The 21,723-nt window shown below is 47.3% G+C and carries 16 protein-coding genes; 2 read left to right on the top strand and 14 right to left on the bottom strand.

Annotation, left to right across the window (positions count from 1 at the left end; translation table 11 throughout):
- The first annotated feature begins 165 nt into the window (after positions 1–165).
- Positions 166–726 (top strand): NAD(P)H-dependent oxidoreductase, encoded by a 561-nt coding sequence (locus M1D67_RS11235; RefSeq protein ID WP_020451705.1) that lies wholly within the window; start codon positions 166–168, stop codon positions 724–726.
- Positions 727–760: 34 nt separating this feature from the next.
- On the opposite strand, the gene M1D67_RS11240 is transcribed toward M1D67_RS11235, so the two are convergent.
- The 7 genes from M1D67_RS11240 to M1D67_RS11270 form a co-directional block, all read right to left on the bottom strand.
- The gene (locus M1D67_RS11240; RefSeq protein WP_020451706.1) at positions 761–1,111 is read right to left on the bottom strand and encodes a winged helix-turn-helix transcriptional regulator; all 351 of its coding nucleotides are present in this window, start codon (positions 1,109–1,111) and stop codon (positions 761–763) included.
- Between the two features lie 208 nt (positions 1,112–1,319).
- A complete protein-coding gene (locus tag M1D67_RS11245) occupies positions 1,320–2,591 on the bottom strand; it encodes a glutamate-5-semialdehyde dehydrogenase (protein ID WP_020451707.1) in 1,272 nt (423 codons plus the stop codon).
- A gap of 25 nt (positions 2,592–2,616) precedes the next feature.
- Positions 2,617–3,738 carry a glutamate 5-kinase gene (gene proB / locus M1D67_RS11250; protein ID WP_020451708.1) on the bottom strand — a complete coding sequence of 374 codons (1,122 nt, stop codon included), beginning with the start codon at positions 3,736–3,738 and terminating at the stop codon, positions 2,617–2,619.
- A 38-nt stretch (positions 3,739–3,776) separates the two neighbouring features.
- On the bottom strand, positions 3,777–4,628 hold the full coding sequence (gene proC / locus M1D67_RS11255; RefSeq protein WP_075213104.1) for a pyrroline-5-carboxylate reductase: 852 nt from the start codon (positions 4,626–4,628) through the stop codon (positions 3,777–3,779).
- A 351-nt stretch (positions 4,629–4,979) separates the two neighbouring features.
- Positions 4,980–5,657: a DUF421 domain-containing protein gene (locus tag M1D67_RS11260; protein WP_020451710.1), complete on the bottom strand. Its 678-nt coding sequence runs from the start codon at positions 5,655–5,657 to the stop codon at positions 4,980–4,982.
- A gap of 303 nt (positions 5,658–5,960) precedes the next feature.
- Positions 5,961–7,100 (bottom strand): inorganic phosphate transporter, encoded by a 1,140-nt coding sequence (locus tag M1D67_RS11265; RefSeq protein WP_057957866.1) that lies wholly within the window; start codon positions 7,098–7,100, stop codon positions 5,961–5,963.
- A gap of 14 nt (positions 7,101–7,114) precedes the next feature.
- Positions 7,115–7,825 carry a phosphoadenylyl-sulfate reductase gene (locus M1D67_RS11270; RefSeq protein ID WP_020451712.1) on the bottom strand — a complete coding sequence of 237 codons (711 nt, stop codon included), beginning with the start codon at positions 7,823–7,825 and terminating at the stop codon, positions 7,115–7,117.
- 611 nt (positions 7,826–8,436) lie between these two features.
- On the opposite strand from M1D67_RS11270, the gene M1D67_RS11275 reads away from it, so the two are divergent.
- A complete protein-coding gene (locus M1D67_RS11275; protein WP_020451713.1) occupies positions 8,437–9,201 on the top strand; it encodes a phosphosulfolactate synthase in 765 nt (254 codons plus the stop codon).
- A gap of 18 nt (positions 9,202–9,219) precedes the next feature.
- Here the strand turns inward: M1D67_RS11275 and M1D67_RS11280 are convergent, their stop codons facing one another.
- The 7 genes from M1D67_RS11280 to gltB all read right to left on the bottom strand — a co-directional run bounded on the left by M1D67_RS11280 (position 9,220) and on the right by gltB (position 21,723).
- Positions 9,220–9,843, bottom strand: a complete 624-nt coding sequence (locus M1D67_RS11280; protein WP_020451714.1) for a YitT family protein — start codon at positions 9,841–9,843, stop codon at positions 9,220–9,222.
- 90 nt (positions 9,844–9,933) lie between these two features.
- A complete protein-coding gene (locus M1D67_RS11285) occupies positions 9,934–11,040 on the bottom strand; it encodes a mandelate racemase/muconate lactonizing enzyme family protein (RefSeq protein WP_023855743.1) in 1,107 nt (368 codons plus the stop codon).
- A 17-nt stretch (positions 11,041–11,057) separates the two neighbouring features.
- Complete coding sequence (locus M1D67_RS11290; protein ID WP_020451716.1) at positions 11,058–12,299, bottom strand: MFS transporter; 1,242 nt, start codon at positions 12,297–12,299, stop codon at positions 11,058–11,060.
- 65 nt (positions 12,300–12,364) lie between these two features.
- Positions 12,365–13,372 (bottom strand): glycosyltransferase family 2 protein, encoded by a 1,008-nt coding sequence (locus tag M1D67_RS11295; RefSeq protein ID WP_020451717.1) that lies wholly within the window; start codon positions 13,370–13,372, stop codon positions 12,365–12,367.
- A gap of 22 nt (positions 13,373–13,394) precedes the next feature.
- The gene (locus tag M1D67_RS11300) at positions 13,395–15,095 is read right to left on the bottom strand and encodes a DUF6044 family protein (protein WP_223254868.1); all 1,701 of its coding nucleotides are present in this window, start codon (positions 15,093–15,095) and stop codon (positions 13,395–13,397) included.
- Positions 15,096–15,659: 564 nt separating this feature from the next.
- Positions 15,660–17,141: a glutamate synthase small subunit gene (gltD, locus tag M1D67_RS11305; protein WP_020451720.1), complete on the bottom strand. Its 1,482-nt coding sequence runs from the start codon at positions 17,139–17,141 to the stop codon at positions 15,660–15,662.
- A gap of 16 nt (positions 17,142–17,157) precedes the next feature.
- On the bottom strand, positions 17,158–21,723 hold the full coding sequence (gltB, locus tag M1D67_RS11310; protein WP_479831303.1) for a glutamate synthase large subunit: 4,566 nt from the start codon (positions 21,721–21,723) through the stop codon (positions 17,158–17,160).

Here is a 21,723-nt window from a genome sequence, read left to right on the forward strand (position 1 = left end):
AAAGTGCATTTTTCATGCCAGAGGATTTTGGACAGGCAAAATCGGACCGTTTGATGACAACTGATACTTACCTTTACGTAAGTACCTGAACCAAAAGTGCATACTTACAAATTCGCAGTGTGAACTTTATAATCAAGATGAAAACATGCCGAAGGAGGAAAATTTTTGAAAACACTGATTATCGTTGCACATCCAAGTTTAGAAACATCAGTTATCAATAAGCGCTGGGTAGAGGAGCTCAAAAAATATCCGGAAAAGTATACGGTTCACGAATTGTCCGACGTATATCCGGATGGAAACATTGACGCGGAAAAAGAACAAAAATTGGTGGAAGCGCACGGCAATCTTGTTTTTCAATTCCCTATCTATTGGTTTAACTGTCCGCCTCTTCTTAAAAAATGGCTTGATGATGTATTGGCTTACGGATGGGCTTATGGTTCAAATGGAGGTGATCGATTAAAAAATCGTAAAGTGGCATTAGGTGTATCCGCCGGAATTAAAGAAGAAGATTATGGTGAAAACGGAAGGTACCGCTATACGCTTGAACAAATATTAGTTCCATTTGAAACGACATTCCGATATTGTCATGCAGACTATCGTTCATTTTTTGCGTTTTACGGCAAGGAAAATGAGCCCGGCGGAAATGAGGAAGAAGCGACCGGGCCGGGAGCGGGAGAATTGGAGAAAAGCGCCCGGGATTATTTGCGTTTTATTGACAATCTTTAAGTTTTGCGGAAATCATTCCGGTTGAAACAGGCTGTCAGCCCAGCCTGTTTTTCTCTCCCCACTCACACATCATATTGAACAAAGGTAAGAGAGAACGTCCGCGTTCAGATAATGAATACTCCACCTTTGGGGGAATTTGGGGAAATTCCTTACGTATAATAAGGCCGTCTGCCTCCAGCTCTTTTAACATGATGCTCAGCGTTTTGAAGGAAATGGTGCCGATGCTTCGCTTCAGCTCATTATGCCGCATCACTTCGCGTTCAGACAGCCAATATAGAATGATTATTTTATATTTGCCGCTTATCAATGACAACGTATATCCAAAACCGGTGTTTTTAAGATCCACACCGGTCGGAACGCAGGTTTTTCCGGTTGGGGGTTGCATAACGTACACTCTCCTTTTGAATCCTATATCATAGATCATTATGTAATTTGATTGAAAGGATGTAAAGGAAGGATTTTAAAGGATGCTTAAAGAAAAACCACTGCGCCGTATGTTTTCCGTGATACGGCGGATGCAGCCGTAAGAAAAAACTGCACCTCAAGATTGTCAGGTGACAATTGAGGTGCAGTTTCAATGCAAGCTTTTTTATTTATCTTCTGATATGGCCGTCGCCTCTCATGATATATTTGCATGTGGTCAATTCTTTCAGACCCATAGGTCCGCGGGCGTGAAGCTTCTGTGTAGAAATCCCGATTTCCGCGCCGAAGCCGAGTGCGCCGCCGTCGGTGAACCGGGTTGAGGCATTGTGATACAGTGCTGCCGCATCAACGGTATTCAGAAAAGCCTTGGCTGTTTTCGGATTTTCGGTGATAATCGCTTCTGAATGCTTTGTTCCGTATGTTTCGATATGATCGCAGGCTTCTTCAAGACTTGCTGCGACTTTAACCGCGAGATCAAGGCTTAAATATTCGTTCTGCCAATCGGCTTCCCCCGCTGGTATCGCGCCTGGAATCCATTGAACCGCCTTTTCGTCCCCGTGAACTTGAATACCGTGTTCGTTTAAAGCATTGATAAGCGCTGCACTGTTTTCCTCAAGCCATTTTTCGTGAACAATCAGCGTTTCAAGCGCATTGCAGACGGCGGGGCGGTCTGTTTTCGCATTGATCATGACATTGATTGCTTTTTCAGGGTCTGCTTCCCGGTCGATATAGATGTGACAGTTGCCGACTCCCGTCTCAAGAACGGGAACGGTTGCGTTCTCAACGACTTCCTGAATGAGGGCACCGCCTCCCCGGGGGATGAGTACATCGATATGCTCTTTCATCTTGAAGAGCTGCTTCGTGGCGCTTCGGTCCGTGCTTTCGATAAATTGAACAGCATCGCGGGGAATGTCTGTCGTTTCCAGCGCTTGGTGCATGACCGATACGATCGCTGTATTCGAATGAATGGCGGAAGAGCCGCCTTTCAAAACGATCGCATTGCCCGATTTTAGAGCGAGCCCGGTCGCATCGACAGTCACATTCGGACGCGCTTCATAGATCATGCCGATGACGCCGAGAGGAACGCTGACTTTTTCCGCCTTTAGCCCGTTGTCGAGCGTCCAGCTTGATAGCGTTTCTCCGACCGGATCATCCAGTTCCGCGACTTCCAGCAGTCCATCGGCAAAATCCAGTACCCTGTCTTCATTGAGCGACAGGCGGTCGATGTAGGCTGCATCATAGCCTTTTTTTCGTCCCGCTTCAATATCTTTGGCATTTTCAGTGAGAATATAGCTCATGTTTTGTTTCAGGTGTTCGGCCAGTGTAGCAAGCGCCTCGTTCTTGTCTTTTTCAGTTGTCAGCCGCAAAGATTTTGCAGCTGTTTTTGCCTTTATCGCTTTTTCTTCGATTTGTGCCCTGATGTTCTCGCTTGTCGCCGTCATGTCAATTCCTCCTTTGATTTGTTTTTTAAAGCGGAACGGATAGCTCTAAATGACAGACAAACGCTTCTCTGTCAACGACAGCCTGTGAGGAAGCGGCTGTTTCCTGATTCGTATCCTTCTTCCATTTACGAAGCTGGGATGAGGAAAAGTTGACGACGCCGAGGCCGATTTCCTCTCCTTCCTGATCAAGGATTCGAACGACGGAACCGTTGCTGAAACGGCCGTTAATTTCGTAAATACTAGAAGGATACAGGCTTTTTTTACGGTCGATAATAAACTCTTTGCTTTCGTTGTGGACGATGATGTCTCCTTCAGGTCCAGAGTTAAATGCTATCCATTGCTTTTTATGGTTGAGTGTGTGTGAATCGTCATTCGGAATAAAATACGTTCCCCTCGCAGTCCCGCTGATTGCTTCTTGCAACAGACCGGAGGTGTCTGCACGCCCTAAAAATCCTTTGATGCCTGAAGCCATTGTAATTTTAAAAGCGTCCAGTTTCGACTTCATGCCGCCTGTTCCGACTTCGCTTCCGGCATCCCCTGCTGAAGCTTCTATCTCCGGCGTGATTTCATTTACTTCCCGGACGAGTGCGGCGTCCGGCGTTTTTCGCGGATTCGCGTCATAAAGGCCGTCTATATCAGAGAGGATGGTCAGCAGGTTAGCGTCGATCAGACCCGCCACTTTAGCAGAAAGCGTATCATTGTCTCCGAATTTGAGCCGGTTGACGGTAACTGTGTCATTTTCGTTGATGATCGGAATAATGCCGCGTTTCAACAGAACATTCATCGTATTTCTCACATTGTTGTACCGTTTTTCATCTGAAAAATCGCTTTTTGTGATTAATATTTGTGAAGCGATATAGCCATGGGATAAAAAGAGCTTGGAATACGCTTCGATTAGTAAGCCCTGGCCGACAGATGCGGATGCTTGTTTTTCAGGCAATGTATCCGGCCTGTTAATGAAGCCAAGTTTCCGGTATCCGGCCGCCACAGCGCCAGATGAAACGAGGAGGACTTCGTGCCCTTCATCTTTGAGGCGGACGATCTGCTCAACGAGCTTTTCGAGCTTTTTGCTGCTGATTTCGCCGTGAAGACTTGTTAAAGAACTGCTTCCCACTTTGACAACTACCCTCTGTTGATTAGAGGTCATTTTATCACTCCTGTAGTATTTTTCTTCGTTACGGGTGCTTACTTTGCTGCGACTAATTGTTCAAGTTCGAGACTGATGGTTTTGGATCGTTTTGCGGCTTGTTTGACCGCCTGTTCGATCGCTTCGCCTCCGCCGCTTTCCTCCAAGGCCTTTAAACCGGCGGCAGTCGTACCGTTAGGGGAAGTGATGTTGTCTTTGAGAACAGCTGTATCTTCAGGGCTTTCCAACAGCATTTTGGCGGCGCCTAACAATGTCTGCGCGCCGATTTCCCTCGTTAGTTTTTGGCTTAATCCAGCCTCGGCTCCCGCTTTTTCGATGTGCTCCATTAAATAATAAAAGTAAGCAGGCCCGCTGCCGGCAATGCCGGTGAAAATGTCCATTTTGCTTTCTTCGATGGAATAGACTTCTCCCATGCATTGAAGCAGTTGTTTCGCGGTTTTTGACAGATCGGCTGTTACATGGCTGCCTTCGGCCATGGCGGTTGCAGATGCGCCGATTGCACTTGAGGTGTTAGGCATGATTCGGATGACAGGCTGCATGCCGTGCAGCTCGTTTTCAATAAATGAAATTGATATGCCAGCTAAAACTGACACGATAAGCTGATGGGGTTGAATATGCGGTTTCATGGAAATAAGAGCACTCTCTGCATCTTTCGGCTTCATCGCCAAGATGAAGCAATCGATGTTCTGATAGTCAAGTTCTTCTTTTCTGACGCCTCGTATTCCATATTTCTGCTGGAGTTCTTCTAAACGCCGGTGGTTCGTGTGGTTTGTAACATAGATTTGCGAAGCAGGCAGTTTTTTGGATTGAACGATGCCTGAGATCATTCCCTCTGCCATTGATCCTGCCCCTATAAAAGCTACGTTTTTTTGATTAAAGATCTTTAACATCTCCCTTTGTTCGCATTTCTGTTCGTATTTTTTCGAACACGGTTAGTATATTAACACTTTAGATATTTATGTCAAGTTTGCGTGTTTTGATTGGACGGCGCAGGTCATGTGAAAAATGGAGATTTTTGAAGAAAAAAGGAAAAGAAAAAGAGGCTGAAAGCAGATTTTTCAGCTTCAATTGCACCTTTTGTCGTTTGTCTTTCCTCCATTTGAAGGCCGTTTGAATGATTTAACGGAATTTTTTAGAGATTGACAGCCTTTCGGACCGGTAAAAAAGTACGATCCTTTAGCCGTGTGAGCGCAAATAGAAAAGCGCGGGCTCGAAGCTTGTCGAACCCGCGCTTGCCAATATCAATAGGTTGTAACGTAAAGCTGCCCCTCATCGCCGCGCCATTCCGCATAAAGCACCTCTTGATACTGTGTAATACCTTGACTTGATAATTGATTTTGCAGCCAAAGCTCGTCAAAGCCGGCTTCATGCAGATTGTTCTTTTCGAGCTCGCCGTCGAGGATTAACGGCACCGGGAGCTGAACCGGTTTGTAAGGGATGTTTAAGTCTTCTTTTGTCGGCATCCCGTATTTGTGTTTTGGCAGGACGCTGAGCGAACCGTCTGTTTCAAGGATGGCATATTGAATCTCGTTTAAGGAAAAACAGCCTTTTTCACGTGCCAATGTCTGCAGCTGGTTCAGGTCCAATTTATTTTTTTTGAGGGCATTATAATCGATTTTTCCTTTATTGATCACAATACTTGGCCTGCCCTCGAGAAAACCTCTGATGTTTTGCACTTTTTGTGATAAAACTTCTATTGAATAGATTAGAATGGCCCAAACGAGGATGGCGAAAAGGACTTTCCAGATGGTGACATCCTGATCGAAAATCGCGTTTCCAACCATTTCCCCCAATATTAAAGCGGAAATAAAATCAAACGGCGTAATTTGGGCAAATTGGGTTTTCCCCAGAATTTTCGTCATCAGAAATAAAGCTGCAAACCCTATCGTCAGTTCGACTACCAAGTGTACATATTCCATCAAGGTTCCCTCCCGAATCTCTCTCTTCATTGTTAACAATCGGGATGTAGTTTAAACCAGAGGAATACTTTTCCTGAGAAAAAGGGCCATCTGCTGCGCCGCGCCTTCTGCCAATCCATTGGTATTCTTCAAAAAATAGCGGCGTCGTGCCAACCTCTTCTTCGATCATACGGCTGAGAAGTGCCGTTCCGCTCATGACTTCTCACGATCAGGCAATGAAACAGATAAAGCTGCACGAGCGCCTTTTTTAAATCCGGCTGATTCCGGGCCTTAGTCCCAATCATCCAAAACAGGCGGGCCCGGTTAACTAAAGTCCCTCCATGCGGCAGGCTCTCTTTTTTGCCCTCTTCCTCCAACGATCGACTTTACATGATCCCTGTTTCTTCGGACATCTGATTGTTTCTGCCTGGCATGTTTCATAAGGCTTACAGATCCAAGAGTGGCAAGAAAAACACATAAAACAACTGCAACTGAATATAAATCAAAATCGAGAAAGATTTTCACGAGACTATACGAAATGACAAGTGAAAAAACCGGTGAAACAACCCATACTTTCATTAACTTCAAAATAACGCTTTTACGAAAAATTGCCCTTCCCTTTTCAGAAAGGCCAATCCCAATGATGCTGCAAGTCGTAATCTGGGTTTGCGGCACGGGAATGCCAAATAGCGAAGCGCCGATGACCAGGGACGCACCGAGTCCTGAAACACATGACCCTTGCAAAAGCGAAAACTCGGTGATTTTTTTCCCATTCGTCTCAATGACTCTGCTTCCAAGGCAAATGGCTCCGATAGCCACGAACAGTCCCCCAAGAAACGTTCCGCTGCTGACTGACAAGAGGCCTGCTCCAACGAGAGGTCCGACGGAATTCGCGACATTGTTCATTCCCGCCGAAAAGGCTTCTAAAAACCCGGTTAAAATCACTAGTGCGGTGAGCAGCCGCGCCCATTTTTGCTGTTTAAGCCACCGCAGCCTCTTCTCGGCTTTTTTCAGCAATTGTCCAATGAAAAAAGCGAGAAAAAAAGCGGCAATCGGAATGATCAGCCAATACATGACGATCACCAACAGCTTATCGGTAAATACCGCTTGAAATGCGACGCCGACCCCGACAATCGAGCCTACCGTCACCTCGCTGGTTGAAAGGGGAATCCCCGCGATGTTTGCAATAAACAGCGAAATCGCAGATGCTCCGAGGATAATCACGACAATATGCACATTGAGAATAGACGTGGGGATAATGCCTGAACCGATTGTTTTCACAACCTCTCCTCCGCCTATCATGGCGCCCAAAAATACACCGATTCCGCTGATCCACAAGGCCGCCTGCCTTTTCCGGACGGCACCTGCGCCATACGCTATTCCCATTGAAGCTGCTGCTCCGCTCGCTCCTATGTTCATGGCAAAAAACAAAGCGATAATGAATGCCAAAATGGTAATCGTCATCTTTTACCCAGCTCCTACCGGAATTGATGCAGCCCGCATTCTGTTTTTTCCTGACGGGCCCACCTTCCCGCTCTTAAATTGCCGCCGTCTGCCACGGGAGACGTACACACCTCACAGCCGATGCTCGGATAATCTTGATCATGAAGCTTGTGATACGTCAGCTGATTCAGCTTAATGTAAGTCCAGACATCTTCCCATGTCCAGTGAATAAGGGGGCAGATTTTAATCAGTTTAAAATTGTCGTCCTTGTTGATATAACGGACATGTTTCCGTGTTTCCGACTGCTCCCGCCTCAGCCCGGTCATCCATGCCTCCATCCCTGACAGATGCTCTCTGAGTGGCTCGATCTTGCGAAGGCGGCAGCAATGGTCCGGATGGCGTTTCCAAAGTTCGCTGCCATAGCGTTTTTCCTGTTCTTCAAGCGAGAGGCCGGGTTTTAAAAAGCGAATCGACAGACCGGGATAGCGATCTTTCACTTCATTGATAAGTTCATATGTTTCCGGAAAATGCAGTCCTGTATCTAAAAACACGATGTCCGCTTCTTTCACAACTTTTGAAATCAAGTCGATCAAAACGATTCCTTCCGCGCCGAAACTGCAGGCATAAACAATTTTTTGATACGTGCTGTACGCCCATTTCAAAACGTCCATCTCGCCGCTGAAGGTATCCATCACCTCTTCAGAAGCTTTTTCATTCCATGTGTGATACGTTAAAACATCGTTCATCGATTTTCCCCCAATACGCCCTAAAGGTTAGTTTTCTTACCCCCTGATACGAAACATGAACTGAAAGAACATATAGGCAGATTATTCACTTTTTAAACTAAATGTGATCTGGAAATTGTTATGATTTCAGCAATTTTGTGAATATCTGAAAGACCCGGCGCGCCAAATTGAAATAAACCGATTCATATCAGTCAATCATTACATCTGTCTTGCGGCATTAAAATAAAAACTGGCGGTGAGAGATCCGGATTTGATATACTGATATATTTTCTAAGATTAAGTAAGGGCTTCGCGTATCTGTCGCGGGCCTTCTTTTTACGTCAGTTTTCATTGTGAAGAACTAGTGAGGAACCATATGAAAGGACGGCGAATATACTTACTTTGACTTCACAAAATGGATAGATACCTAGTTGAGAAGCAAGTCAGGAGATGAGAGGCTAACATGCTGCCTAATGGGAGGTGGACGAAGATCACTCCTTGCCGAACGGCAACACATGAATGGGAGAAACGATAAACGGGAAAAGGTGAATTCTTATTGTGACAGCTGAATAATGGCCGACAGACATTTACCTAAAAGTATGAAAGATACAGCAGATTGTGAGGGGTAATCAATGATTTCATCTGAACTGATACTGCCCGACAGGCAGCTTAAACCAAGATTAAAAGGGATCACCATCCTGATTGATAACGGGGTTCCCTTGAACTTTTTTAAAGATACGATTCACGGAGCGGCAGATTATATAGATTTTGTGAAATTTGGATGGGGAACATCTTTAATTACGAAATATTTGGTTGAGAAAATCGATTGTCTGAAGCAAAATGACGTTCAATTCTTTTTTGGCGGAACGTTGTTTGAGAAGTTTTTAAGCCAGGATAAAATTGAAGATTACTATCGCTACTGCAAATTATATGGATGTCGTTATGTGGAAATATCAAACGGAACGGTCCGTCTCTCTAATAAAGATAAAGCAAGCTTTATTTCCGATTTTTCGAAAGAGTTTCACGTGTTCAGCGAAGTCGGCAGCAAAGACAGCGCCCTCAGCAGTGAGCTCGAGTCAGCCGAATGGATCGATTACATCCTCGAAGATCTTGAAGCCGGGGCCGAGAAAGTGATCACGGAAACGAGGGAAAGCGGCACGAGCGGGCTGTGCAAAAGCGATGGAGAAATGCGGTCCCAGCTTATTGAGGAGATCCTTCATTCCGGCATCGCTTCAAGGGATTTAATTTTTGAAGCGCCGACGAAACAGCTGCAGACGTGTTTCATTGAAAAAATCGGTCCTGACGCCAATTTGGCGAATATACCGTTTCAGGATGCCATTCCGCTTGAAACGCTGAGACTGGGACTTCGATCAGATACATTTTATTTATATGATTAGGGTCGTTTGAAAAGCGGCCTATTTTTTATTGCGGAAACTGGCGATAGGCATCAATAACGGACGGAAGCGAATCTGATAAATCGCATCGATGATCCTCGTAGAAATCCACTGGCAGATTAGAGCTTGGATAACGATTCCCCAGGCGATGACAGACGCCGTCAAAAGGAAGATGAATGCGTTCATCATAAACAGCGCCGTTCCCGGTTTTCCACCGCGGTAAATCGATATCATTAAAGCCAGGGCGCCAAAACCGCCGTTAGAAATATTGTATTTATATAGCAGTCCAACCCCCGTCCCCAAAAGGACGGATCCGTAAAATAAATCCAGCCAGATATTGTTCGTCGTCATGAGGGGCATGCAGGATTCGAAGATCTGCACCGAAACGGACGTCATGGTAATCGCCCCCATCGTCCCGAAGACCGTTACGGGTTCAAGCCATTTAACGGCCGTTAAAAGCAGCGAAAAGTTGACAGCCCAGACGGTTAATCCGTGCGGAACCTGAAACCAAAAATTGAGCAAAACAGCGATGCCGGCTGCGCCCCCTGAAGGAATATGGTTCGGAAACAAAAACAGCGCCATGCCGAGACCCTGTAACACGCTGCCCAGCACGATAGCATGTACGATTTTGAGCTTTCTTCCCATACGGATATAATCCCCTTTAAAGAAACTTGTCCTCTTCCTACTATATGTAAGGGGAAATGAAAAATATCACATTTTTTCGAGTTGGCGCTTTCACATGTAAGACGAGCCGTCCCATCCATACGCTTCTACGAGCTCTGTATCGATTTCGATTTTGTCCGGGACTTGAATGTATCCGTCTTTTATGCTGACGGGCACGAGTTTTGTGAACGGATTCTCCATCGCATCCCATTCGAGCGGTTCGATATCTTCTCCGTCCATTTTGCTCCAAGGCGGCAGACAGGCTTGTCCGAAAACGGCGTACATTCTTGAAAGTCCGCCGTCATAGCTGTGGGGAGAAACCCTTTTTCCGAAATGCCTGGCGAGCTTCAGAACGGTTTGAAAATCGTCTGTGCCGTCACAGTGCATAACATCGGGTTGAGCAATATCGACTGCGTTCTCCAGAAAAATCGGCAAAAACGGTTTTGCGCCTTTTACATTTTCTCCTCCGGCAACCGGAACAGAAAGCGCTGAACGCAGCATCCGGTATTCAGCGGGAACGTCAAACGGCATGGGCTCTTCAAACCAAAGCACGTTGCCCCAGGCGGAAAACCACGTTTCCCACTTCCGTGCGGCGGCCTGGTCATAACTCTGGTTGGCATCGAGTATCAGTCCGGTGTTTTGGCCTGTCATCTCCTGGAACGCCTGAATATGCGCCAAGTCTTCGGAAAACAACTTGCCTCCCGCTTTCAGCTTGACGGTTTTAAATCCGGACCGCACGGCCTTTTCGACGAGCCGGAGGGAATGGCGGCTCCAATCGGGCCTGTCTGAATATGATTGAAATGAGGCATAGACCGGGATCTGCTCCCTCAGTTTTCCTCCCCATAATTCACATACCGAAAGGCCTGCTTTTTTCGCCGTAATGTCCGTTAAAGCCATGCTAACGGCAGCTGCGGCCCGCTGATGCCACTTTTTGATGACGGTGACAAGCTCCGTGCGATTGCCCGCTTCTTTTCCAATTAAGTAAGGAATGATCCGTTTTTTAAAGCCCGCATCCAAAGCAGGCAGCCAATCCGCACATTCTCCCCATCCCGACAGGCCTGAAGCTGTCGTGATCCGAATCAGGTAGCACGTTCTGTAGCTTTTCAATCCGTTCGCATCGCCGTAAGGGGAGGAAAGCCTGTGGAACAGCGGAAATGTGTCAACCTTTTCAATGCGCATATTTTTTCTCTTCCCTCCTATCTTGCGTCAGCAGGCTGCAGCCCCTTCTCCCCTTTTTTGGTGTCTTCCTTTTTGACATGAATCATCGTCAGCACCAACACACCGACGACTAATGTCAGGCCCGCAATCGACATAAACATGCCGAGTTTCGACCATTCCATCAGCCTCCCGAAAATCGGCGGACCGATCGCGACTCCTAAAAATCTGACCGATCCGTACAGCGATGTCACAAAGCCGCGCCTCTCTTTTCCGACAGCCCCGGTTATGAAGCTGTTGACACACGGCAGAACAAAGCCTGTACCGATGCTGCTGATGACAAGGATCGAAATAAAAGGAATGAGCGCGGAGAAAAAAGACAGTGTGCCGTAGGAAACCGTAATCAGAGCGAGCCCGATAACCATCATTTTTTTCATCAGCTGCTGATTTTGTCCGATTTTGCTGCCCGTAATATATGATGTTGTACACATGACAAGCAGAGGGATCGCCAAGATCAGACCTTTCTTTACGCCGTCTGTATGAAATTCTTTTTCCAAAACATCAGATAAGTAAAAGAGGATGCCAAACAGAGTAAACAAACAGACGGCCCCTGCGAGATATGCGGTGAAAAGCCATCTGCCCTCATGTTTAAAAACGCTTGTCAGCCCTTTCACATATTTTCCGAGAGGCGGCGGATCTTTTTTCTTGTCTTTTTCTTTGATAAAAATCCAAGTCAAAATGATCGGTGCAATACAGAAAGCAGGAAATGCAAAAAACACCCAAAACCAAGCGATCAATGCTATCAATGATCCTAAAATCGGAGACAGCACTTTTCCGAAGCCGTTCGAGGCTTCAACGAGACCGAGCACCCGGCTTTCTTCAGATCCTTTAAAAAGGTCTCCTGTCAGCGCCATTGCGATCGGCGCTGTACCGGCTGCTCCAAGCCCCTGCAGTCCTCTCCCGAAAAGCACCCACGGGAAAGCGTTCGCAAAGGTCGTCGATGCAAATCCTGCAAGAATCCCGCCGGCCCCGTAAAGGAACAGGCACGGAATAATCACCACTTTCCTTGAGAAGCGGTCCGCCAAGTAACCCAGCAGCGGAATAAAGAGCGCTGCAGTAATCGAAAACACGGTAATGACAAGGCTGACTTGAAATTGCGATAAATTGAGTTCAGATTTCATCTTCGGCAAAATCGGAATCAGCATCGAATTTCCCAACGTCATAATCAATGGGATCGACCCGATCGCGACAACCGTCATGCCAGAGGTTTGTTTTTCTGTCATAAATTTGTACATCCTTCCTTATTCAAAATGAACTGTAAAAGTTAAGTAATCCGTTTGATCCGTCATCAACTGAACTTCGTTTCCGGCCGTTTTTCAGGTTCGCGCCGGCCGAGCCGTTCCGTATATAAATCGATATCCACCGCATACCTCGGCCTTCTTTTCACTTCGGTGAAAATCGTTCCGATATATTCGCCGATAATGCCGATCCCCATCAATTGCAAACCGCCCAAAAACCATATCGAAATGATCAACGAAGCCCAGCCAGCATTCGTGTAGCCGAGCAGCTTTTGAATCATTGCATATAAACCTGCGATACAGCTTAGGAAAAATAAGAAGAAGCCAATCAGGGTAAAAAAACGGATCGGAGCGACACTGAATGACGTAATCCCGTGAAAAGCGAAAGACAGCATTTTTTTCAGCGGATATTTCGTTTCTCCAGCCAGCCGCTCTTTTCGGTCATAGAACACTTTGGCCGACCGGAGGCCGATCAGGGGCACCAGACCGCGCAGAAAAACATTTGCTTCTGCATAGCGGCTGAGCTCTTCAAGCGCCCGTTTATTCAAAAGCCGAAAATCGGCATGGTTATCGACCAGCTGGATGCCGAGCTTATTCATGATCCGGTAGAACCATGCGGCTGTTGTTCGTTTAAACCATGTATCCGTTTTCCGGCTGCGGCGTACGCCGTAGACGATTTCATAGCCTTCATGATATTTTTCGATAAACCGGCGAATTGCCGAAATGTCATCCTGAAGGTCGGCATCGATTGAAATAACGCAATCCGATTTTTGCTTCGCTTTATCTAGTCCGGCTAAGAGAGCTTTTTGATGTCCCGAATTACGGGCCAGCTTCAAGCCTGTCACATAGCGGTTTTTTGTGCTTTCCATAGCAATCAGCGGCCATGTGCGGTCCGTCGATCCGTCATCGACAAATAAAAGCTTGCTCTCTGCAGAGATCAGCTTGTCTGCTGTGAGATCATCCAATACCGCAGTCAGCTGTTTTGCGGTTTCGGCAAACACGTCCTCTTCGTTATAGCAGGGTATGACGATTGTCAGCAAAGGCTGTTGAAGATTCAATTTGCTTCCTCCTTATCGATGCTTATTTCGCTTCATATACATAGATGTTCCAAGCGGACTGCGGGTGGCTGAACCGCTTTAAAAACGCCAGCTTGTTTTGTTCTGCATTCATAATCGGAACCGAAGAAAAAATATATCGCCCCCCCATTTTTTTGAACGCTTCAGTGTTCAATTCGAGGTTCGTGATTTTTTTCTTCGTGCTCTTTTTGAACGCGTAATGTTTTCCGAGCTCGTCAACAAACAAGTAGCAGCGGCTCCCCCACTCATCGAAATAGCGTTTCAGGACCGGATTTTTATCAAGCTCTTTGGCGATGATTTTCCGGAATTGATACTTGTACTTCAGCGGATAAATATTGGCATACGTATCAAGTGTGTAAAAACCGTTATACTGCGCAATCGCGGGATGCAGGCCGATGCTCGCCACCCGGTAGGAATCGGGAGACCGGCCGATGAACCGTTTGATCTGTTTGAACTGATCTGATGCATAAAATTCCCGAAAGGTCGGGGCATGGTGGTATGCGCCGTAAGTCAGCTCTTCATGAAACGGTATAAGCACGAGCAGCTGGGCGACCAGCGCGGCATGGACGAAGCGCCGCCATCTCTTCCCCATTTTCCACAATATGTAGCATGCAACTGCAAAGCTTGCGTATATCACAAGAGGGCGCAAAAAGTGAAAACGCGCGAAATTGAATGCCGAAAGCAGACTGATCTTTTCCTTGGGAAGCGCCCACAGCTTGTTGAACCAGAGGGCATACCATAAAGAAAGCGCATAATTTAAAATGAATAAAAAGATGAACAGCTTTTCTTCTCTTGGCCGCTTTTTTCGTTGTCTCGCAACGACGAGCCCAAAAGTGAGCACAATCAAAGGCAGGATCACTGCCGTATGGACGGTCATGACATGATTGTGGCCGAGCACGAAATTTTTAAATGACAGCCGAAACGAATGAAGGATGTCGTGCCTGGATGAAATAAATTCAACCCGATGCATCGTTTCGCCTGAAGCGAAAACCGAATAAACAAGCCGGTATTCTATCGCCAGAAAAATGCCCGTCATGAGAGCGATGCTTCCGAGAAAGCGAAGGTTAAAGCTGCGCTTTGAAACCAAATCATAAAGCCAAATCAGTGAAACGGCTGCTAGGAAAAAGAAGAAACCGAGCACAAAGCTTGAGTAAAGCGGCAAAAGCGCAAGGGTCGCCCATTCTTTCCATGAGTCTCTTCCTGCCCTGATGTTTAAAAAAGCCCATAAAGCTAAAGGATGGCCAAGCGTGCTGAGCATTCCCGAAGGCCAAAAGGGTGTCAGGGCAAAAGCAAGTGATACCGCGATTCTGATGAAATACGCTTTTTCATCGCGAATCAAATGGCTTTTCAGCAGCAGGTACATCCCGACAAAGGCAAACACCCTCGTGATCGTTTGGCTTATAGCGTATGCGGTCATCGAGGGAAACAAGGCATGAAGCCAGACAATGCCGCTCCATTCCGTTCCGTAAGCATCCCGCGGCAGTCCGTTGATGATTTGCGGAATAACGGCTTTAACACCGCCGAGCAGTTGACCGCTTTCCGCCAGCACCTTATACCATGCAATGTTGGAATCCAGGTTGTCATGCACGCGGATATGAGCGTCTTCATTTAATATGTAAAGCGGAAGGACATAGAGAAGAATGACACTGAATGCGAAAATTAAATATCGCTTTTCCTTGCTGGTCTTTTTGACGAATAACGACACGAATACCACATCCAATTTTGTTCTCTTTTGGAAATATAGAGCTTTTATCATATCGCTGTTATTATTCGTGGAAGCGTTTTGAAAAATTCATCAAAATGAAAAAAGCTGTCTGTTTCACCAGACAGCTTCGCTTTACCCATTACCAAGGGTACGGGTAGTAAGGGTAGTATGGATAAAAAGGAAAGAACGGATAGAAGAATGGATACGGATAAAACGGCGGTCTCGGTCTAGGGCGCGGTCTTGGCCGCGGATAGGGGTAGCCGCCATAAGTAAAAGGCTGCTGTCTATCCGCATCCGTCCAGTCATCTTGATATTGATAAGTTTCTTCCACTGTTATAGCCTCCTTTATTGCGTTGCATACTTTAGGTTATGTTATATACCATTAAATGGAGTACGTACACAATTTTTTTATCATTGCCTTTGTATAAATTCGAACAAATAACGATATGGCAAGTCGAATCAGCAGGTGAATATTGTGAAGCAAACAAAAAATCAGCCTGCCCTGTCAACCTAAAGAAGGTCGCAGGACAGGCTTTATTTATATGATGTGAAAACCCCTTTGTTTTATGGCAGTACAGAACTTCCCATTAAATATTTGTCAACCTCACGGGCGACTTCGCGTCCCTCGTGAATCGCCCAAACGATCAGGCTCTGTCCTCTTCTCGCATCCCCTGCTGCGAAGACTCCATCGACATTCGTTTTAAATTCCCCGTATGCTGCGTCAACTTTATTTCTCACTGTATTTACCCCGAATTGTTCAAGCAGCGGCTGTTCCGTTCCTTCAAAGCCGATAGCGATAAAGACATATTGAGCAGGCCATACTTTTTCCGTGCCCGGAATTTCGTGAAACTCAAATTTTCCTTGATCATTCTTTACTTTTTTCATTTGAATCGTATGCAGTTCTTTCAAATGGCCGTTTTTGTCTGCGACAAGCTTTTTCGTTTGGATCGAATATTGTCTCGGATCGCTGCCGAATGCTGCTTGCGCCTCTTCATAAGCATAGTCCAGTGAATGGACATGCGGCTGTTCAGGCCACATATTTTCGGCGGTTCTTGTATCGGGCAGCTTCGGATGTTTGCCGAACTGGACGACGCTTCGCGCTTTTTGGCGCAAGGCCGTTGCAACGCAGTCTGCTCCGGTATCTCCCCCGCCGATGACGATGACATCTTTATTTTTCGTATTGATAAACTGTTTATCTTTAAAATTCGAATCGAGCATGCTTTTTATAGTGCCTGTTAAATAGTCCATGGCAAAGTGGACACCTTTTGCTTCCCGGCCTTCAATCAAGAGATCGCGCTGTTTTTGGGCTCCTGTGCAAAGGATAACCGCATCGTACTGTTCTTTTAGCTCGTCGGCTGTAATATCTTTGCCGATTTCCGTATTGGTGACAAAGTCGATGCCTTCCTGCGTCAACAGTTTGATGCGGCGTTCGACAACGCTTTTTTCAAGCTTCATGCTTGGAATGCCGTACATTAACAGGCCGCCCGGGCGGTCGCTGCGCTCGTAAACAGTGACCGAATGCCCCGCTTGATTCAATTGATCGGCGCTTGCCAGACCGGCAGGCCCTGAGCCCACGATCGCGATTTTTTTGCCGCTCCGTTTTTTCGGAATCCGCGGCTGAATCCATCCGTTTTCAAATCCTTTGTCAATAATCGTCCGTTCGATCCCTTTGATGGATACGGCCGGGTCGGAAATCGCCACCGTACAAGAGCCCTCGCAAGGCGCCGGACAGACCCGCCCCGTGAATTCAGGGAAGTTGTTTGTCTTCAGAAGGCGGTCAAGCGCTTCTTTCCACCTTCCCTTGTAAACGAGGTCGTTCCATTCAGGGATTAAATTGTGTATCGGACATCCTGACGTATAACCGCCTATATCCATGCCGATTTGACAAAAGGGGGTGCCGCAGTCCATGCAGCGCGCTCCCTGTCTTTTTGATGCTTCCTCAGAAAATGGAGACGAATATTCGTTCCAGTCATTTATCCGTGTGAGAGGATCGCGTTCAGCAGGCTTTTCCCGCTTGAATTCCATAAATCCTGTTGCTTTGCCCATTTTCCCCTCCCCTTTCTTACTGTGCCACCGCTTCTTTTGATGAAGCAGCCGCAGACGGTTCAATCTTTTGCTTCGTACCGGCTTCAAACGCGTACATCAGCGCTTCTTCATCAGACAAGCCGGCTTCTTTTTGCTCTTTAATCCGCTCTATCATTTGCTTGAAGTCTTTCGGAATCACTTTCACAAACCGGCCGACGGCCTCTTCCCAATGATCAAGTATCGAAGCTGCTTTTGAGCTTTCAGTATATCCGTAATGGTTTTCGATCATCGTTTTCAGTTCGGCGATTTCCTCAGGTGCTTCAAGTGTTTCAAATTCGATCATTTCAGGATTGCATTTCCGTTTAAAGGCTTTTTTGTCTTCGGTGTACACGTAGGCGATTCCGCCTGACATGCCCGCGGCAAAGTTTTTGCCGACGTCGCCGAGAATAGCGACGCGTCCGCCGGTCATGTATTCGCAGCCATGGTCGCCGATGCCTTCAACGACAACGCTGACTCCGCTGTTTCTGACGGCAAACCGTTCGCCGGCGAGTCCGTTAATATAAGCTTCTCCGCTTGTAGCACCGTAGAACGCAACATTTCCGACAATAACATTTTCACGGAATGCAGGGTTGAATTCGTCAGGCGCTTTGACGGCGATTTTTCCGCCTGAAAGACCTTTGCCGATATAATCATTGGCATCCCCTGTCAAATACATTGTCATTCCTTTTGGTACGAACGCGCCAAAGCTTTGCCCCGCTGAACCTGTGAATCTGAGCGTAATCGTATCTTCAGGGAGGCCTTCTTCGCCGTAGCGCTTAGAAATTTCACTTCCGGTTATGGCTCCTGTTACACGGTTGATGTTGCGGATTTCAAAGGATGCTTCCGCAGACGTGCCGTTTTCAACAGCTGACTGGACGGCGGGTAGAATTTGCGTAATATCAAGTGATTCATCGATTTTGTGGTTTTGCGGCGTACGGAATGTGCGTGCGCCTTCCGGCTGATATAGCAGGTTTGATAAATCGAGCTGACCCGCTTTCCAATGTGCTTTCGCCCGTTCGCTGACACGAAGGACATCCGTGCGGCCCACCATTTCATCAACTGTTCTGAAACCGAGCCGGGCCATCAATTCGCGAACTTCCTCTGCGACAAAGAGCATGTAATTCACGATGTGATCCGGATCGCCCATGAACTTTTTGCGCAGCTCAGGGTTTTGCGTCGCTACCCCGACAGGGCAAGTATCCAAATGACAGGCTCTCATCATAACGCAGCCGAGAACAACGAGCGGCGCTGTGGCAAAACCGAATTCTTCGGCTCCTAAAAGCGCAGCCATGACAACGTCTCTGCCGGTCATTAATTTGCCGTCTGTTTCCAATACGACGCGTTCGCGCAAACCGTTCATCATCAGTGTTTGATGTGCTTCTGCGAGTCCAAGCTCCCACGGAAGGCCGGTATGCTTAATGCTTGTTTTCGGTGAGGCTCCAGTGCCCCCGTCATAGCCGCTGATGACGATGACATCGGCAGTCGCTTTGGCGACTCCGGCTGCAATCGTGCCGACCCCGGCTTTAGCGACAAGCTTTACACTGATCCGTGCATCGCGGTTGGCGTTTTTCAAATCGTGGATCAACTGCGCCAAATCTTCAATCGAGTAGATGTCGTGGTGCGGCGGCGGTGAAATCAAGCCGACCCCAGGCGTAGATCCGCGTACATTGGCAACCCATGGATACACTTTGTTGCCAGGAAGCTGTCCGCCTTCCCCAGGTTTTGCACCCTGAGCCATCTTAATTTGCAGCTCATCGGCATTGACGAGATAATGGCTCTTCACACCGAAACGGCCTGAAGCGATTTGCTTGATCGCGCTGCGGCGGTTATCGCCATTTGCGTCAGGCGTAAAGCGCGCCGGATCTTCTCCGCCTTCCCCGCTGTTGCTTTTTCCGCCGAGACGGTTCATTGCAATCGCCAGCGCTTCATGGGCTTCCTTGCTTAAAGAGCCGAATGACATCGCCCCTGTTTTAAAGCGGCGCACAATCGATTCAGCGGATTCGACCTCTTCAAGCGGCAGCGGCTTCCGGTTTTCATCAAATGAGAAGAGATTGCGGAGAAAACCGATTCTTTCTTCATCAGCTGCTTTCGAATATTGTTTAAACAGGCTGTAATCACCTTTGCGGCATGCCCATTGCAGCGTGTGAATCGTTTTCGGGTTAAAAGCGTGGTGCTCCCCGCCTTTTCTCCATTGAAAATCGCTTCCCGAATCAAGCGTTTCGCTGAATGTATCTTCATACGCTTCCCTGTGGCGGCGCTTCGCTTCTTCGGCAATCGTATCCAGACCGATTCCGCCGAGCTGTGATGCCGTTCCTGTGAAATAGCTGTCTATGACGTCTTTGCTGATCCCAACCGCTTCAAAAATCTGTGCGCCCCTGTAGCTTTGAACAGTGGAAATACCCATTTTGGACATCACTTTTACGACGCCCTCTGTCACGCTTTTGCTGTATTTTGTAACGGCTTCTTCATAGCTGATGGAAAGTGCTCCGTCTTCAATCGCCTGCTTGTATGTCGCATACGTGAGGTACGGATGAATGGCATCCGCTCCGTAGCCGATCAAGGCGGCAAAATGGTGAACTTCGCGCGCTTCACCGGATTGGGCGATAATGCTGACTTTCGTACGTTTTCCCGCGCGGACTAAATACTGATGCAAGGCACTGACGGCTAGCAGCGCAGGAATCGGCGCTTTCTGACCGTCCATTTTGCGGTCGGATAAAATAAGGAGAGTCACGCCTTCGGCGATCGCTCTGTCCACTTCTTTAAACATATCTTCGAGGCCGCTCTTCAAGTCGTCTGTAAAGAGCGTATGAATCGTCTTGCTTTTGAAATCCTTATGCACAAGTCCTTTTAAAGAATTGAACTGTGCGTTTGTCAAGACCGGTGTATACAATTTAATCCGGCGGCAGCTGCTTTCATTCGGATGGAGAATATCGCCTTCCGCTCCGAGCCATGTCAATGTCGAAGTGACGATCTGCTCGCGGATTGCATCAATCGGCGGATTTGTAACTTGTGCAAACAGCTGTTTAAAATAGTTGAACAGCGATTGCGGACGGTCTGACAACACCGCCAGCGGGACATCGTGGCCCATTGAACCGAGCGGGTCTTTGCCTTCTGTAATGACAGGAATTAAATATTTGTGAATATCTTCGTACGTAAAACCGAATGCTTTTTGGCGGGTCAATAGGTCAGGCACAGATTTTTCTTCGGTTTCCTCAATATCGTTTGAGACATGAACCAGTTCTTTACTGAGCCATTCCTGGTACGGAAACTCCCCGGCGATTTCGGATTTGACTTCTTCATCGGAGATAATCCGCCCTTCTTCAAGATCAACAAGAAGCATTTTCCCGGGATCCAGCCGGTCTTTATATAAGATGTTTTCCTGTTCGACATCAATCACGCCGACTTCGGAGGAAAAAATAAGGTAGTCGTCTTTAGTGACATAATAGCGAGCGGGTCTGAGCCCGTTCCGGTCTAAAATGGCTCCGATCTGTTTTCCGTTTGTAAATGAAATCGCAGTCGGGCCGTCCCATGGCTCCATTAAAGAGCTGTGATATTCGTAAAATGCCTTCTTTTCTTTTGACATGTACGGGTTCTCGTTCCACGGCTCCGGAATCAGCATCATTGCAGCATGGGCCGGATTCCTTCCAGCCAGAACAAAGAATTCAAAAGCGTTATCCAGGATCGAGGAGTCGCTTCCGTTTTCATCGAGGATTGGCAAAACCTTTGGCAAGTCTTCGCCGAACGCTTCGGAAACAAACTGCTGCTCCCTCGCTTTCATCCAGTTCATATTGCCGCGCAGCGTATTGATTTCCCCGTTGTGGATCAGATAGCGGTTCGGATGTGCCCTTTCCCAGCTCGGAAACGTGTTTGTGCTGAAACGGGAGTGAACCAATGCAAAAGCTGAGACGAAGTCCTCGTCCTGTAAATCTTCATAGAAAGCATCAACCTGCTCGGGTGTTAGAAGTCCTTTATATACGATGGTATTGCTAGAGAGGCTGACAAAATAGAACGTTTTGTCGTGTTCTTTCGCCCAATTTTCGGCCTGTTTGCGAATGATGTACAACTTCCGTTCGAATGCCAGATTGTCTTTCATCGCTTCATTTGCTCCGATGAATACCTGGCGGACGATTGGCGCGCTTTTCTGTGCGACTGTTCCGATTTTTCCGACATTTACAGGTACAGTTCGCCAGCCGAGCACTGTCTGTCCTTCCTGTTCGATCAGCTCGTTAATGCGCGCTTCGGTTTTTTCGCGCCCGCTGTCATCCTTAGAAAAGAAGATCATCCCGACGCCGTAGCGTCCTTTTTCAGGCAAGTTGAAACCGGCGCAGACTTTTTTGAAAAAAGCATCCGGAATCTGCATCATGATGCCTGCTCCGTCTCCGGTATGCGGGTCACTGCCCTGACCGCCCCGGTGGTCTAATTGGCAAAGCATTTGTAATCCTTTTTTGACAATATCATGAGTAGGAAGGCCCTTCAAATGAGCGTAAAGGCCGATTCCGCATGCATCATGTTCAAATTCAGGACGGTAGAGACCTTGTGCCTTTGGTAGTTGATTATAAGTCAT

The organism is Bacillus sp. PK6-025 (assembly GCF_056530265.1).

Bases quoted from the DNA above. Each gene is read 5' to 3' on its own strand.
- M1D67_RS11275 (WP_020451713.1), top strand. From the start codon at position 8,437: ATGATTTCATCTGAACTGATACTGCCCGACAGGCAGCTTAAACCAAGA.
- M1D67_RS11260 (WP_020451710.1), bottom strand. From the start codon at position 5,657: ATGGAATATGTACACTTGGTAGTCGAACTGACGATAGGGTTTGCAGCT.
- M1D67_RS11265 (WP_057957866.1), bottom strand. From the start codon at position 7,100: ATGACGATTACCATTTTGGCATTCATTATCGCTTTGTTTTTTGCCATG.
- gltD (WP_020451720.1), bottom strand. From the start codon at position 17,141: ATGGGCAAAGCAACAGGATTTATGGAATTCAAGCGGGAAAAGCCTGCT.
- proC (WP_075213104.1), bottom strand. From the start codon at position 4,628: ATGTTAAAGATCTTTAATCAAAAAAACGTAGCTTTTATAGGGGCAGGA.
- M1D67_RS11245 (WP_020451707.1), bottom strand. From the start codon at position 2,591: ATGACGGCGACAAGCGAGAACATCAGGGCACAAATCGAAGAAAAAGCG.
- M1D67_RS11240 (WP_020451706.1), bottom strand. From the start codon at position 1,111: ATGCAACCCCCAACCGGAAAAACCTGCGTTCCGACCGGTGTGGATCTT.
- gltB (WP_479831303.1), bottom strand. From the start codon at position 21,723: ATGACTTATAATCAACTACCAAAGGCACAAGGTCTCTACCGTCCTGAA.
- proB (WP_020451708.1), bottom strand. From the start codon at position 3,738: ATGACCTCTAATCAACAGAGGGTAGTTGTCAAAGTGGGAAGCAGTTCT.
- M1D67_RS11280 (WP_020451714.1), bottom strand. From the start codon at position 9,843: ATGGGAAGAAAGCTCAAAATCGTACATGCTATCGTGCTGGGCAGCGTG.
- M1D67_RS11285 (WP_023855743.1), bottom strand. From the start codon at position 11,040: ATGCGCATTGAAAAGGTTGACACATTTCCGCTGTTCCACAGGCTTTCC.
- M1D67_RS11290 (WP_020451716.1), bottom strand. From the start codon at position 12,299: ATGACAGAAAAACAAACCTCTGGCATGACGGTTGTCGCGATCGGGTCG.
- M1D67_RS11270 (WP_020451712.1), bottom strand. From the start codon at position 7,825: ATGAACGATGTTTTAACGTATCACACATGGAATGAAAAAGCTTCTGAA.